Annotated in this window: 15 protein-coding genes; 7 read left to right on the top strand and 8 right to left on the bottom strand. The window is 65.5% G+C overall.

The window, feature by feature from the left end:
- Positions 1-336: transposase (locus J6595_RS07460; protein WP_209593809.1), on the top strand; the 336-nt coding region annotated here is incomplete at its 5' end.
- 212 nt (positions 337-548) lie between these two features.
- Here the strand turns inward: J6595_RS07460 and gatA are convergent.
- From gatA to J6595_RS07440, 4 genes are all read right to left on the bottom strand, one after another.
- The gene (gatA, locus tag J6595_RS07455; RefSeq protein ID WP_209593808.1) at positions 549-2,030 is read right to left on the bottom strand and encodes an Asp-tRNA(Asn)/Glu-tRNA(Gln) amidotransferase subunit GatA; all 1,482 of its coding nucleotides are present in this window, start codon (positions 2,028-2,030) and stop codon (positions 549-551) included.
- Between the two features lie 2 nt (positions 2,031-2,032).
- Positions 2,033-2,497 carry a GNAT family N-acetyltransferase gene (locus J6595_RS07450; protein ID WP_209593807.1) on the bottom strand — a complete coding sequence of 155 codons (465 nt, stop codon included), beginning with the start codon at positions 2,495-2,497 and terminating at the stop codon, positions 2,033-2,035.
- Positions 2,498-2,500: 3 nt separating this feature from the next.
- Positions 2,501-2,788 (bottom strand): Asp-tRNA(Asn)/Glu-tRNA(Gln) amidotransferase subunit GatC, encoded by a 288-nt coding sequence (gatC, locus tag J6595_RS07445; protein WP_209593806.1) that lies wholly within the window; start codon positions 2,786-2,788, stop codon positions 2,501-2,503.
- A 135-nt stretch (positions 2,789-2,923) separates the two neighbouring features.
- Positions 2,924-3,625 carry a metal-dependent hydrolase gene (locus J6595_RS07440; RefSeq protein WP_209593805.1) on the bottom strand — a complete coding sequence of 234 codons (702 nt, stop codon included), beginning with the start codon at positions 3,623-3,625 and terminating at the stop codon, positions 2,924-2,926.
- Positions 3,626-3,745: 120 nt separating this feature from the next.
- Between J6595_RS07440 and ruvX the strand changes: the two genes are divergently transcribed.
- Positions 3,746-4,216 (top strand): Holliday junction resolvase RuvX, encoded by a 471-nt coding sequence (gene ruvX / locus J6595_RS07435; protein WP_209593804.1) that lies wholly within the window; start codon positions 3,746-3,748, stop codon positions 4,214-4,216.
- A 76-nt stretch (positions 4,217-4,292) separates the two neighbouring features.
- On the opposite strand, the gene J6595_RS07430 is transcribed toward ruvX, so the two are convergent.
- From J6595_RS07430 to J6595_RS07420, 3 genes are all read right to left on the bottom strand, one after another.
- Complete coding sequence (locus tag J6595_RS07430) at positions 4,293-4,610, bottom strand: DUF6105 family protein (RefSeq protein WP_209593803.1); 318 nt, start codon at positions 4,608-4,610, stop codon at positions 4,293-4,295.
- On the bottom strand, positions 4,610-5,080 hold the full coding sequence (locus J6595_RS07425; protein ID WP_209593802.1) for a hypothetical protein: 471 nt from the start codon (positions 5,078-5,080) through the stop codon (positions 4,610-4,612). The genes J6595_RS07430 and J6595_RS07425 overlap by 1 nt, the downstream gene beginning before the upstream one ends.
- 228 nt (positions 5,081-5,308) lie before the next feature.
- Positions 5,309-6,955 carry an acyl-CoA dehydrogenase family protein gene (locus J6595_RS07420; protein WP_209593801.1) on the bottom strand — a complete coding sequence of 549 codons (1,647 nt, stop codon included), beginning with the start codon at positions 6,953-6,955 and terminating at the stop codon, positions 5,309-5,311.
- A gap of 75 nt (positions 6,956-7,030) precedes the next feature.
- Between J6595_RS07420 and J6595_RS07415 the strand changes: the two genes are divergently transcribed.
- From J6595_RS07415 to dprA, 4 genes are all read left to right on the top strand, one after another.
- Positions 7,031-7,981, top strand: coding sequence for an aspartate carbamoyltransferase catalytic subunit (locus J6595_RS07415; RefSeq protein ID WP_209593800.1), 951 nt, complete (start codon positions 7,031-7,033; stop codon positions 7,979-7,981).
- A complete protein-coding gene (locus tag J6595_RS07410) occupies positions 7,978-9,279 on the top strand; it encodes a dihydroorotase (protein ID WP_209593799.1) in 1,302 nt (433 codons plus the stop codon). Before J6595_RS07415 ends, J6595_RS07410 begins: the two co-directional genes overlap by 4 nt.
- Before the next feature lie 198 nt (positions 9,280-9,477).
- Positions 9,478-10,089 carry a glycerol-3-phosphate 1-O-acyltransferase PlsY gene (gene plsY / locus J6595_RS07405; protein ID WP_209593847.1) on the top strand — a complete coding sequence of 204 codons (612 nt, stop codon included), beginning with the start codon at positions 9,478-9,480 and terminating at the stop codon, positions 10,087-10,089.
- A gap of 55 nt (positions 10,090-10,144) precedes the next feature.
- Positions 10,145-11,278: a DNA-processing protein DprA gene (dprA, locus tag J6595_RS07400; RefSeq protein ID WP_209593798.1), complete on the top strand. Its 1,134-nt coding sequence runs from the start codon at positions 10,145-10,147 to the stop codon at positions 11,276-11,278.
- 54 nt (positions 11,279-11,332) lie between these two features.
- On the opposite strand, the gene J6595_RS07395 is transcribed toward dprA, so the two are convergent.
- Complete coding sequence (locus tag J6595_RS07395) at positions 11,333-11,530, bottom strand: hypothetical protein (protein WP_209593797.1); 198 nt, start codon at positions 11,528-11,530, stop codon at positions 11,333-11,335.
- Between the two features lie 252 nt (positions 11,531-11,782).
- Between J6595_RS07395 and topA the strand changes: the two genes are divergently transcribed.
- Positions 11,783-14,515, top strand: a complete 2,733-nt coding sequence (gene topA, locus J6595_RS07390; protein WP_209593796.1) for a type I DNA topoisomerase — start codon at positions 11,783-11,785, stop codon at positions 14,513-14,515.
- The last annotated feature ends 5 nt before the right edge of the window (positions 14,516-14,520 follow it).

Below are 14,520 nucleotides of genomic sequence, written 5' to 3'. Positions count from 1 at the left end.
GTCGGCAAGATCACGGCGCTGACACTGGTCGCCCATATGCCCGAACTCGGCTCGTTGACGCCGAAGAAGGCCGGTGCCCTTGCCGGCCTGGCACCGTTCAACGACGACAGCGGGCATCGCCGGGGGCACAGGCACATCAAGGGGGGAAGGCGCCGGGTGCGCAAAGCTCTCTACATGGCCGCCCTCGGTGCCATTCGCGCAAACACCCGTTTCAAGAGCTTCTTTCAAGCCGTCGCCGAAAGATCGGGATCGAAGAAAGTCGGCATCATCGCCGTCGCCAGAAAGCTTCTCACTGTTCTCAACGCCATGCAGAGAGACAGAAAGGCGTTCGAATGAACACAGTTGCCAGAGATCGTCGGGCACCCGTCGCTTCCAGTGCCGACGATGCGAAGGGCGGATGGTGCGGCAACCGCTCCTGGATTCTCGGGACGGGGCCCGAGAATGACGACGCGGTGGTGTCGCGGCCTCTCTTTCTCAGAGGTTTATACGCCTCTCGCGTATCCAGACCGTCGTCGCAGTGCGGCCACAGGGCCTACGGCGCAAGACCGCTACCACCATTTTGCCGGCGTAAACCGCCCGGCGGCCTTCTCGATCACCGAACCCAGCGAAAACAGCGTCTCCTCGTCGAAGGGCCTGCCGATCAGCTGCAGGCCGAGCGGCAGGCCGCCGTCGTCGAGGCCGGCGGGAACGGCGATGCCCGGCAGGCCGGCCATGTTCACCGTCACCGTGAAGACGTCGTTGAGATACATCTTCACCGGATCGGCAGCCATGTCCTGATCGCCGATCCCGAAGGCGGCGGACGGCGTCGCGGGCGTCAAGAGCGCGTCGATGCCGTCGGCATAGACGGTTTCGAAGTCGCGCTTGATCAGCGTGCGGACCTTCTGGGCCTGGAGGTAATAGGCGTCGTAATAGCCGGCCGACAGCACATAGGTGCCGATCATGATGCGCCGCTTGACCTCGCGGCCGAAGCCTTCGGCGCGGGTCTTCTCGTACATCTCAGCAATGTCCTTGCCGGAAACGCGCAGGCCGTAGCGCACGCCGTCATAGCGGGCGAGGTTCGACGAGGCCTCGGCGGGCGCGACGATGTAATAGGCCGGCAGGGCATATTTCGTGTGGGGCAGCGAGACGTCGACGATCTCGGCGCCGGCATCCTTCAGCCACGCGATACCCTTCTGCCAGAGGGTCTCGATCTCCGCCGGCATGCCGTCCATGCGGTATTCCTTCGGGATGCCGATCTTCAGGCCTTTCACCGAACGGCCGACGGCGGCCTCGTAGTCCGGCACCTCGCGATCGACCGAGGTGGTGTCTTTCGGGTCGACCGATGCCATGGATTTCAACAGAATCGCGGCATCGCGAACGTCCCGCGCGATCGGTCCGGCCTGGTCGAGCGATGAGGCGAAGGCGACGATGCCCCAGCGCGAGCAGCGGCCATAGGTCGGCTTGATACCGACGGTGCCGGTGAGCGCCGCCGGCTGGCGGATCGAGCCGCCGGTGTCGGTCGCGGTTGCGCCGGCGCAAAGCTGCGCGGCGACAGAGGCGGCCGAGCCGCCGGACGACCCGCCCGGCACGAGATCCATGTTGGAGCCCTTTTTGCGCCAGGGGTTCTTCACCGGGCCGTAATAGCTCGTCTCGTTGGACGAGCCCATGGCGAACTCGTCCATGTTGAGCTTGCCGAGCATCACCGCGCCGTCGGCGAAGAGGTTCGCCGTCACGGTGGATTCGTAGCGCGGTTCGAAACCGTCGAGGATGTGGGAGGCCGCCTGGGTGTGGACGCCCTCGGTGGCGAAGAGATCCTTGATGCCGAGCGGGATGCCCTCCAGCGGCCCCGCCTCGCCCTTGGCGATCTTCTCGTCTGAAAGCTTGGCCATCGACCGCGCCTTGTCCGCCGTCACCTTCACATAGGCGTTGATCACCGGATTGGCGGTCTCGATGGCGGCGAGATAGGCGTTTGTCAGCTCGGTCGCGCTCGTCTCTTTCTTCGAAAGCTTGTCGCGGGCCTCGGCGATGGTGAGGGCGGTGAGGTCGCTCATGATCAAAGGCTCTTTTCGTAAAAGCGGCTGTATTCGGAATCGGGATAGTCGAGAACGGCCGGACAGACGGTGAAGCCGCCGCGCTCGTAGAGGGCCCAGGCCGGCTCGAAGCCGGTGGTGGCGCCGGTCTCGAGCACCAGACGATCGAGGCCGAGATCGCGCGCCCGCTCCTCGATTGCCGTCAGAATGGCGCGGCCGAGACCCCTGCCCCTCAGCTCAGGCTCGCAGAACATGCGTTTGACCTCGCCGGTCGTCTCGTCATGCACCTTGAGCGAGCCCATGGCCACGGCCGTGCCGGTCTCGTCTCGGGCCACGAACACCGTGGCGTCGGCGCCGGCCATCTGTTCGACGGTCAGCTGAAACTGAAACTCGGGCGGCGACAACGGTTTGAGATGCGCGTTGAGCTTTGCGACCATCTTGCGGATATCGTCTTGGAGGGGCGTCTCGACGGCGACCGTTAGCGTCATGGCCTATTCGACGACCTTCGGCACCATGAAGAAGTGATCTTCGCTGGCCGGCGCGTTGGCGACGACATCCTCGGCCTTCTCGCCATCCGTGACCTGATCCTCACGCTTCTTCATCGCCATGGGGATGACCGACGTCATCGGCTCGACGCCCGTCACGTCGACTTCGGAAAGCTGCTCGACAAAGCCCAGAATGACGTTGAGCTCGGCTTCCATCGCGGTCACGTCCTCGTCGTTGACGGCGATCCGGGCGAGCTTGGCGACGCGGCGCACGGTGGCGGAATCGACGGACATTTTGTCTCCGGCGTCTGATCTTGAAGGTTCGCCGCTGCTATAACGGCGGCATCCCCGGGTGGCAACGGGCCAGCCGGGGATGCCTTGTCGAGTTCGGGCTTTTGGCGCCTTGCCGCGTTCCCTACGGCGGCAGGCTCAGACCTCGAAGGCTTCGCCGATCGCCGGGACCAGAACCTTGCCGGCCTCGCCCTCCATCGCCGCCTTGAACTTGTCCGGCGAGGGGTCGAGAATCGGCATCGTTCCCCAGTGGATGGGGATGATCTTGTCGAAGTTGAAATAGCGCCGGCAGGCGACGGCCGCGACCGCGCCGCCCATGGTGAAGCGATCGCCGACCGGCACCATGGCAAGCTTTGGCTGGTGCAGTTCCTCGATCAGCGCCATGTCGCTGAAGATGTCGGTGTCGCCCATGTGATAGAGCGTCGGCCCGTCCTTGAAATGGAAGACGAGGCCGTTGGGCATGCCCAGATAGACGATCCGGCCGTCCTCCTCGGTGTAGCTCGAGGAGTGAAAGGCCTGGGTGAGCGTGACCGAGAAGTCGTCGAACGCGACGGTGCCGCCAGTGCCGGCAAAGGCCGCCGTCTCGACACCCTTCTGGCCGAGCCAGGTATAGATCTCGTAATTGGCGACGACCTGGCAGCCGGTTTCCTTGGCGATCTCGATGGCGTCGCCCACATGGTCGGCATGGCCATGGCTGATGGCGATGTGGGTGACGCCCTTCGTCGCTTCGCCGACATCGCCCTCGAAATGTGGATTGCCGTTGAGAAACGGGTCTATGAGAATGACCGAGGAACCGGTCTCGATGCGGAAGGCCGAATGGCCGAAATAGGTGATCTTCATGGTACGAGCCTCTTGATGGCTGAGAAACATTGGCCGGCCCCGGCCCGGACGCTGGGCCCTGCGGCAGGGACGCTTGCCCCGGTAAGTGAGCGGCAGGTCCGCCGGGTCAAGGCGTAGACGATGGCGATCGTTTCACTGGAAGCCTTTCTCGCGGCCGTGCCGCCGGGCCTGCCGCTTGCCGGCCTCGATCTCGGCACCAAGACGATCGGCCTTGCCCTGTCGGATCGCGGCTGGGGTTTTGCGACACCGCGCGCGGTGATCCGGCGCAAGAAGTTCACGCCGGACGCGGCGGCGCTGAAAAAGGCCCTGGACGACGAAAACGTGGTCGGCATCGTCGTCGGCCTGCCGCTGAACATGGATGGCAGCGAGGGACCGCGGGCCCAGTCGAGCCGGGCCTTCATGCGCAACTATAGCGCCCTGGACGAGCGCCCGGCGCTGTTCTGGGACGAGCGGCTGTCGACGGTGGCGGTGGAGCGGGCGATGATTTCCGCCGACGTCTCACGGGCAAAACGCGCCGAGCGGATCGATTCGGCGGCGGCGGCTTTCATCCTGCAGGGCGCGCTGGACCGGCTGGCCAGCCTGCGCGTGTGATCGGATACCTGAACGTATCCAACCGCTCCTCGCACCTGTCTTCGATGATCTGCGGGCCGCGCTCAGCGGTTCCGGCTTATCGCGCCCTCGAGCCCCCCGTGGTCTCGGCGCGCTTCCATCGCCTGTCGCACCATGCAGCGATGGCCCGGCGGCGACGAAACGCGACGATGGCGAACAGGAGGGCCGTATCGAAAGCGATGGCCGAGGCGAACATGCCGGGAAGCCGATCCGGCTCGATCCCCAGCAGGTGACCGTAGATCAGGAAGACGCTCTCGTTCAGATCGCGGGAGAGATAAACGCCGCCGATCGTCTGACCGATATCGGCGAGCGAGAGAAAGTACCAGGACAGCACCGTGGCGAGCGGCGCGAACCACAGAAGAAGAAGCGCGCGCATCACCGCCGATCTTTTTCGGCTTCGCTGCCCTCTCGCCCTTCCCGCTTGGCGATCGCGGCGCGTTTGGCCTCTTCGAGATGGGCCATCACCGCCTCGAAGGTCGCATCGCCCTCTTCATCCTCGCGATCGGCGATGACGTGGTCGAAAAGAAGCGCGGCAAATCCCAGAGCGATGAACAGCGTGATCAGCGGGCCGTCACTGAACAGGGCAACCGCCGGAGAGCCGGACAGCGCCAGGGCGACGTAAAAGCCGAAAAGCGCCGAGAACGTCGCCGCGGCGAAGGGTTCGGCTGCACGCTCGGTTCGGCTGGCAAGGCTCATGATCCCAGCGATCGCGAGCGCAAAGGCGATCGTCAGCGCCGCGAGGATCGCCGCGATACCGATGAGTTCGTCAGGGTGAGCGCCCAGCGGCGCCATTTGCGCCTCATCGAGGAGATGCGCACCGAAGGAACCGAAGAGGACGCCCGACAAACCCGCCTCATGCGCACAGCGGAGAGCCGAGATCCCGCAGAAGCCGGCCCATCCCGAAAGTGCGAATAGCGAAGCGACCCGTTGCGTCAAAGTGTCCACCCGTCGAAAGAGGTTACCAATCGGTTAATGCGAGTGTCGCCTCTATGGTCTGATCCCGCAACACCATCCGGCCGTCATGCTTAACGGGCCTGTCCCGACGGGCCTTTCAGTCCTCTCCCGGCTCTTTCGTCAGCGCAGCGGAGGGTAGAGGTCGTCGACGATGGCGCGGCAGTCGTGCCGCAGATCGACCATGCCGTAGCTGTGGCTGAAGACGCCGCCGAGCCGGGTTTCGGCAAAGGCGGAAGCGATCGGCCCGAGGCCGAGGCGCTTCAGCGTCCCGGCCGCAGCGGCCAGCGCCATCTGCTCGGCGAGCAGCCGGCAGCCGCCCTCGTCGGACACGACCATGGCGACGGCGGCACGAAGCACGTCCGCCGTCCGGCCGGCCATTTCGCCGAGGTCGCTCTCGATGATGGCGATGACGGTCTCGAATGCCTGCGGATCGCGCCTCAGGACGCGCAGGAGATCGAGGGCGACGACGTTGCCGGATCCCTCCCAGATCGCATTGACCGGGGCCTCGCGATAAGCCCGCGCCAGCCGCCCCTCCTCGACATAGCCGTTGCCGCCAAGGCACTCCATCGCCTCATAGGTGAAGGCCGGCGCGAGCTTGCAGACCCAGTATTTCGTCACCGGCGTCATCACTCGGCTCCACGCCTTCGCCTCGGCGTCGGTCTCCATCCGATCGAGCGTCTCGGCAAGGCGCCAGGACAGCGCGGTCGCGCCCGCCGCGTCGATGGCGAGCTCGCCGAGAACCCTGATCATCTGCGGCTGGTCGATCAGATATTTGCCGAAGACCTGGCGCTCGCGGCAGTGATGCACCGCTTCGCCAAGCGCACCCCGCATCAGCCCCGCGGAGGCCAGCGCACAATCGACGCGGGTCAGCGTCACCATGTCGAGAATGGTGGCGATCCCCCGCCCCTCCTCACCCACAAGCGACGCCTCGGCCTCGACGAACTCGACTTCGGACGAGGCGTTCGAGCGGTTGCCGAGCTTGTCCTTGAGGCGCTGAACGTAAAGGCCGTTGAGCGAGCCGTCCGCGCGCCGCCGCGGCAGGAGAAAGCAGCTCGGGCCGGCATCGGTCTGGGCGAGAACGAGAAAGGCGTCGCACATCGGTGCCGACATGAACCATTTGTGGCCGGTGATCAGGTAACGGCCATCAGCGCTCCTTTCGGCGCGGGTCGTGTTGGCCCTGACGTCGGTGCCGCCCTGCTTTTCGGTCATGCCCATGCCGAGGGTGAGGCCGGCCTTTTCCATCGGCAGCTTGACGGACGGGTCATAGTTTCGCGAAGCGATCAGCGGCAGCCACTGCTCTTTCAGAGCCGGCGCGGCGCCGAGCGGCGCAACCGATGCGCTGGTCATCGTGACGGGGCACAGATGGCCGCATTCGACGCCGGCGGTCATGTAAAATCGCGCCGCCCTCGCCCGATGGCGGATCCCCGCCTCGGCGTCCGGTCCCTCCCAGATGGAAGCGCTCAGCCCTTCCGCGATCGATCGACGCATCAGCGCGTGATAGGCGGGGTGGAAGTCGACCATTTCGAGCCGATTGCCTTTTTCGTCGAAGCGCCTGAGGACCGGTTTTTCGGCATTGGCCAAGCGGGCGAGATCATGCGCCTCGTGCGAGCCGCAAAAGCGGCCGTGGCGATCGAGCGAGACGATCACGTCGGCGGGAAATTCGGACGTCAGAAGCTTGAGGAGCGGATCGGATCGATAGGCATTGTAGCCGGCAAATTCCGATGACTGGTTGAAAACCTCGTGGGTTGCGGCAAGGGGCTGCGCCATCTCACGCTTTCTCCTGTCTGCGCAGCGCGGATTTCTTGCCGCGCGCTTGAGAAATCCTTATAGGCCTTGTTCCTGATGATCGCACCCGCTCAAAGACCCGACGCCCGCCGCCATCTTCTCGGTATCGGCGGCCTGTCGCCCCAGGAAATCACCGCGCTTCTCGATCTTTCGGAGGCCGAGGTCGCCGTCTCGCGGCAGACCGAGAAGAAGAAATCGGTTCTGAAGGGGCGAACCCAGATCAACCTGTTCTTCGAGGCCTCGACAAGGACCCAGTCCTCCTTCGAGCTTGCCGGCAAACGCCTCGGCGCCGACGTCATGAACATGTCGGTGGCAAGCTCGTCTGTGAAGAAGGGCGAGACGCTGATCGACACGGCGATGACGCTCAACGCCATGCAGCCCGACATTCTCATCGTGCGCCATCATTCGGCCGGTGCCGTCGCGCTGCTGGCCCAGAAGGTCGCCTGCTCGGTGGTCAATGCCGGCGATGGTGCCCATGAACATCCGACCCAGGCCCTGCTCGACGCCTTGACCATCCGCCGCCACAAGGGCCGGATCGCCCGGCTGATCGTGGCGATCTGCGGCGATGTCCTGCACAGCCGTGTCGCCCGGTCCAACATCCTCCTCCTCAATGCGCTCGGCGCCGAGGTGCGGGTCGTCGCTCCATCGACCCTTCTGCCGAGCGGGATCGAAGAGATGGGCGTGCGCGTCTTCCGGCGGATGGACGAGGGGCTCAAGAATGCCGACGTCGTCATGATGCTGCGGCTGCAGCGTGAGCGCATGGAGGGCGCCTTCGTTCCCTCGGTGCGCGAGTATTTCCGCTATTTCGGCCTCGACGCCGCCAAGCTCGCTCATGCCAAGCCCGATGCCCTCGTCATGCATCCCGGCCCGATGAACCGCGGGGTCGAAATCGCCTCCGAGATCGCCGACGGACCACGGAGCGTCATCGAGGAACAGGTGGAAATGGGCGTTGCCGTGCGCATGGCGGTGATCGAGACGCTTCTCGCCCGCGCGGAGGGCAACACGTGAGCGATCGTCCCCTCGTCATCGAAAAGACCCGCATCGTCGATCCCGCGCGGGGGCTCGACGCGGTCGGGACCATCATCGCCGTCGACGGCCGCATCGCTGCTGCCGGGCCGGACGCCCTGAACCAGGGACGCCCGGACGGCGCGACCGTCATCGACGGCCAGGGCCTGGCCGTGCTTCCCGGCCTCGTCGACGCCCGCGTCTTCATCGGCGAGCCCGGCGGCGAACACCGCGAAACGATCGCCTCCGCCTCCGCTGCGGCCGCTGCCGGCGGCGTGACCTCGATCCTCACCATGCCGGACACCAATCCGGTGATCGACGACGTCGCCATCGCCGAATTCGTCATGCGCACCGCGCGCGAGACGGCGCTCGTCAACGTCTTTCCCGCCGCAGCCCTCACCAAGGGGTTGGCTGGAAAGGACATGACCGAAATCGGGCTTCTGGCCGATGCCGGTGTCAGGGCCTTCACCGAGGGGCGCAAGACGCTGGCCGATCCCGCTCTGATGCGCCGGATCATGACCTATGCGCGCGATTTCGGCGCCGTCGTCATGCACGAGACGCAGGACGCAGCCCTTGCCGGTCACGGCGTGATGAACGAGGGGCTGCTTGCCTCCTGGCTCGGTCTGCCGGGCATTCCGGGCGAAGCCGAGATCATCCCGCTGGAGCGCGATCTTCGCCTCGCCGCGCTGACCGGCTGTCGCTACCACGCGGCCAAGATCTCGCTCGGCGAATCGGCCGCCGTCCTGTCGGCCGCCAAGCGCCGCGGCGTCGCGGCCACCGCCGGCGTCTCCATCAATCATCTCGCGCTGAACGAGAACGACGTCGGTCAGTACCGCACCTTTTTCCGCCTTTCCCCGCCTCTGCGGCGCGAGGAGGACCGGCTCGCCATGGTCGATGCCCTCGCCAACGGCACGATCGACATCATCGTCTCGTCCCATGACCCGCAGGATGCAGACGACAAGCGGCGGCCCTTCGCCGAAGCGGAGGCCGGCGCCATCGGCCTCGAAACGCTGCTGCCGGCCGCGCTCAGGCTGCATCATTCGGGCGCGGTGCCCCTGATGCGTATCGTCGAGGCGATGACCGCCGCCCCGGCAAAACTCCTCGGCATCGATCGCGGCACGCTTAAGCCTGGAGCCCCGGCAGATCTCGCGCTCGTCGATCTCGACCGGCCTTTCGTCTTTTCCGAGGAGCTGATCCGTTCGCGTTCGAAGAATTCGGCCTTCGAAAACGCCCGTTTCGAGGGACAGGTCTTGCGGACTGTCGTTTCGGGACGCACAGTTTTCGAAGCCGCAGGCGAGTAGGTGATCGCGAAAGCAGCGCTCGTCTCGGCGGAACTGGGTGGAAGCAGAAGGACGTAGCGGTCGAGCGAGCGGATCTCATCCATTCACGCTTCAAAGATCGCGCGGCTCGTTTGACGCCGAAACCTTCGCAAGGCAACGTCCGGCGATCGCCGCCCGCGCTGGCGTGCGGGGCATTTTCGGCCGGAGGGAGACAACGTGCTGGACGACGCAACCGTAAATCTTGGCTTTGCCGCCGCCTGCCTCGTCGGCGGCTATGTCTCCGGCTCGATCCCCTTCGGTCTGGCGCTCGGCCATGTCTTCGGCCTCGGCGACATCCGCAAGATCGGCTCGGGCAATATCGGCGCGACCAACGCGCTGCGGACCGGACACAAGGCCATGGCGGCGCTGACGCTCATGGGTGACGTGCTGAAAGGAACCGTGCCGGTCGCCATCGCGCTCTATCTGCTCGGGCCGTTCTACGCGGCGATCGCCGGCGTCGGCGCGTTCCTCGGCCATGTCTTTCCCGTCTGGCTCGGCTTTAAGGGCGGCAAGGGGGTCGCGACATATCTCGGCGTGCTTCTGGGCATCGCCCCCATCGGCGTCGTGATCTTCGCCCTCGCCTGGCTCTCCACCGCCTATCTCACCCGTTATTCTTCGCTCGCCGCTCTCATCGCGACGCTGCTCGTGCCGATCGCCTACTATTTTCTGGGCTATCCGGCTGCCGCGCTCCTCACGGCGATCCTGACGGTCCTCGTCTACATCCGCCATCAGGCGAATATCCAACGTCTGATCGGCGGCACCGAGCCGAAGATCGGGGCGAAGAAGACATGACGGATCGCGAGAGCCCCTGCCCGCTGTCCGGCATGCAATTGTCCAGGGGCGCTCCATGAGCCTTCCCGCCGCGCCGCGGCGCGGCGTCGTCCTCACCGAGGAGATGCGGCTTTCCTGGCTGCGGTTGATCCGCAGCGAGAATGTCGGCCCCGTCACCTTTCGCGAACTCATCAATCGCTACGGCAGCGCCGCTGCGGCGCTCGAGGCCCTGCCCGAACTCGCGGCGCGCGGCGGCCGGCGCATCGGCGTGTGCGGCGCTGAGGCGGCTGCCGAGGAAATGACGCGGGCGGGAAAGCTCGGCGCGCGCTTCGTCTGTCTCGGCGAGCCGCAATATCCCGCCCATCTTCGCAGCGTCGACTACGCTCCCCCTGTCTTGGCGGTCATGGGCGACAGCGCTTCCTTCGAACGGCCGGCCCTGGCAATCGTCGGCGCACGCAACGCCTCCCTGTCGGGGATCAAGCTGACCCGTATCTTCGCCACCGGTGTTGGCAAGGCCGGCTACGTGGTCGTTTCGGGGCTTGCCCGCGGCATCGATGCCGCCGCCCATGACGCAACGCTCGACACCGGCACCGTCGGTGTCTTCGCCGGCGGTCTCGACCGGCCCTATCCGCCGGAAAACCGGCCGCTGATGCGCAAGATCGTCGATAGCGGCGGCGCCCTCGTCTCGGAGATGCCCTTCGGCTGGACCGCACGCGCGATCGACTTTCCGCGCCGCAACCGGCTCGTGGCGGGCCTCTCGCTCGGCCTTCTGGTGGTCGAAGCGGCGCTGCGCTCCGGATCCTTGATCAGCGCGCGGCTCGCCGGTGAGCTTGGCCGGCTGGTCTTCGCCGTGCCGGGTTCGCCGCTCGATCCGCGCGCGGCCGGCACCAACAGGCTGATCCGCGAAGGCGCGATTCTCGCCTGCGACGCGGCCGACGTTCTCGAAGCGCTGTCGCCGCTCGCCACAGGTCCAGGGCGTCCGGAGGACGCGATCGTCGAAGAACCCGCGACCGATGGTCTGACAGACGAACCAACACGCAGCGAGCGCGAGCGGATCATCGAGACGCTGGGGCCGACACCCGTGACGATAGACGAGATCCTCGCCCATACGGGCGTGAGCGCGGGCGCCCTGCAGCTCGTCCTCCTCGAACTCGACCTCGCCGGTCGGCTGGAGCGTCATTCAGGAGGTTCGGTGTCTCTGCTAATGTGATCGTTGGCTCTTGTGATTCCTGGTCGCTCGACGCCTTGGCGTCAGTCGGCCAAATCAGGCGCCGACATTTCGACGCCGCGAACCGGCGTCGCCGTCGATCCGGGCAAGCTGGTCTTCCACCTCCAGCTTTGCCAGATCGAGAAAATAGACGAGCATCGCACTCGATTTTGCGCCGGATACAACCTTCAATTGATCCAGCATATCGCGAACATATTCGAGGTTCGCACGCGCTTCGCCGATCTCGTACTTCATTGCTGCTGCCCAGACCCGCCTTGCGCACGAAGTTTCCCCAAGGATGACGGGCTGTTTTGACGCGCCATCAACCTATGGAAAGGTTATAGACATTTTCGTGCATTGGTTGCAACCGGCCGGTTCATACGAGGTGGCGGGCTTGACCGTTCCGGCCGGACTGTCCATCTGACGCATGCTCTGTGCCGGGTTTTTTGCGAATCGGGCGCGGCTTTGAGCCCGTATCTGCCAAGCTAGATCGCGAACAGGACACTTATGGACGTCGTTATCGTCGAATCGCCGGCCAAAGCGAAGACGATCAATAAATATCTCGGCAATGGCTATCAGGTCATCGCCTCCTATGGACACGTCCGCGATCTGCCGCCGAAGGACGGATCAGTGCGTCCGGACGAAGATTTCGAGATGAGCTGGGAGGTCGGCAAGCCCTCGCAGAAGCGGCTCAACGAGATCGCCCAGGCGGTAAAGGGTGCCGATGCCCTCGTTCTCGCCACCGACCCCGACAGAGAGGGCGAGGCGATTTCCTGGCACGTGCTGGAAGTGCTGCGCCAGAAGAAGGCGATCGGCAAGAAGCCGGTCAGCCGCGTCGTCTTCAACGCCATCACCAAGAAGGCCGTCCTCGACGCGATGGCCAATCCGCGCCAGATCGACGAGCCGCTGGTCGACGCCTATCTCGCCCGCCGCGCGCTCGACTATCTCGTCGGCTTCACGCTCTCGCCGGTCCTGTGGCGCAAGCTGCCCGGCGCCCGCTCGGCCGGCCGCGTCCAGTCGGTGGCGCTGCGCCTCGTATGCGACCGCGAATCGGAGATCGAGCGCTTCAAGCCGGAGGAATACTGGTCGATCGTCGCCCATCTCGCGACCGAGCGGAACGAGGCGTTCGACGCGCGGCTGACGGCCTTCGACGGCGAAAAGATTCAGCGGCTGACGATCAAGAACGGCGATATCGCCGGCACGATCAAGACGATGCTCGATTCGGCGAGCTTCGTGGTCGACAGCGTCGAGGCGAAGCCCACCCGGCGCAATCCCGGACCGCCCTTCACCACCTCGACGCTGCAGCAGGCGGCTTCCGCCAAGCTCGGCTTCTCGGCCTCGCGCACCATGCAGGTGGCGCAGCGGCTCTATGAGGGCATCGACATCGGCGGCGAGACGGCCGGTCTCATCACCTATATGCGAACCGACGGCGTGCAGATGGCGCCCGAGGCGATCGACGGTGCCCGTTCGGCCATCGGCGGCAGCTTCGGCGAGCGATACGTGCCGGAAAAGCCGCGCTTTTATTCGACCAAGGCGAAGAACGCCCAGGAAGCCCATGAGGCGATCCGCCCGACGGACTTCACCCGCACGCCCCAGGATGTGAAGCGCTTCCTCGATCCCGATCAGTTCCGGCTCTATGACATGATCTGGAAGCGCGGCATCGCCAGCCAGATGGCCTCGGCCGAGATCGAGCGCACGACCGTCGACATCGACGCCAAGGGTGGTGGCAAGACGGCGAAGCTGCGGGCATCCGGACAGGTCGTCAAGTTCGACGGCTTCCTCGCCGCCTATGTCGACCACCGTGACGATTCCAAATCCGACACCGACGACGAGAGCGACGACGCCCGCCTGCCTCAGATGGCGGCAAGAGAGAGCATCGATCGCAAGGGCATCGACGCCGACCAGCATTTCACCGAGCCGCCACCGCGCTTCTCCGAAGCCTCGCTCATCAAGCGCATGGAAGAACTCGGCATCGGCCGCCCGTCGACATACGCCGCGACGCTGCAGACCCTGCAGGACCGTGAATATATCGTCGTCGACAAGAAGAAGTTGCTGCCCGAGGCGAAGGGCCGGCTGGTCACGGCCTTCCTGCACAATTTCTTCGAGCGCTACATCGAGTACGACTTCACCGCCGATCTCGAGGAAAAGCTCGACAAGATCTCGGCCGGCGAACTTGCCTGGAAGGACGTGCTGCGCGACTTCTGGCAGGACTTTTCCGGCCATGTCGAAGGCACCAAGGAGCTGCGTGTCTCCGACGTCCTCGACGCGCTCAACGAGGAACTCGCGCCGCTGGTCTTCCCGCCGAAGGAAGACGGAACCGAGCCGCGCGCCTGCCCGCGCTGCGGCGATGGCAAACTGTCCCTGAAGCTCGGCAAGTTCGGCGCCTTCGTCGGCTGCTCGAACTATCCCGAATGCGGCTATACAAGGCAGCTCGGCACCAGCCTTTCAGGCGACGGCGCCGATGGCGAGACGGCCGACGGGCCGAAGGATCTCGGGACAGATCCCGAAACCGGCGAACCGGTGACGCTGCGCTCCGGACGCTTCGGCCCCTATGTGCAGCGCGGCGAGGGCAAGGAGGCCAAGCGCTCGTCCTTGCCCAAGGGCTGGCAGGCCTCCGAGATCGATCTGGAAAAGGCGCTGCGGCTCCTGTCGCTGCCCCGCGAGGTCGGCACCCATCCCGAAAGCGGCAAGCCGATCCTCGCCGGCCTCGGCCGCTACGGCCCATTCCTCCAGCATGACGGCATGTATGCCAATCTGGAAACGATCGAGGACGTCTTCGAGGTCGGGCTCAACCGCGCCGTGACGGTGATCGCCGAGAAGAAGGAAAAGGGCGGACGCGGGCGCGGCAAGCCGGCCGCGATCGCCACGCTCGGCGAGCACCCGACGCTCGGCGGCGAGATCACCGTGCGCGACGGCCGCTTCGGGCCCTACGTCAACACCGGCAAGATCAACGCCACCCTGCCGAAGGCCAAGGACCCGGCGTCGGTGACCCTCGAAGAGGCGATCCAGCTTCTGACCGAGCGCGCGGAAAAGACCGGCGCCAAAGGCTCCGGCGCCAAGAAGAAGGCCGCGCCGAAAAAGGCCGCCGCCGGCAAGGCGGCCAATGGCGCGGCCAAGGCCGCCAAGCCGAAAGCCAAGAGCGCTTCGAAATCCAAGAGCAGCGCCACCAAGACGGGATCGGCCTCGAAGGCAAAGGTCTCGGCGGAGGCTTCCGACAGCGTTCCCTGGGACGCGGACTGAGCGAC

This window comes from Jiella mangrovi, assembly GCF_017815135.1.
GTDB lineage: Bacteria > Pseudomonadota > Alphaproteobacteria > Rhizobiales > Rhizobiaceae > Jiella > Jiella mangrovi.
This window is presented reverse-complemented; position numbering and strand designations above follow the sequence as displayed.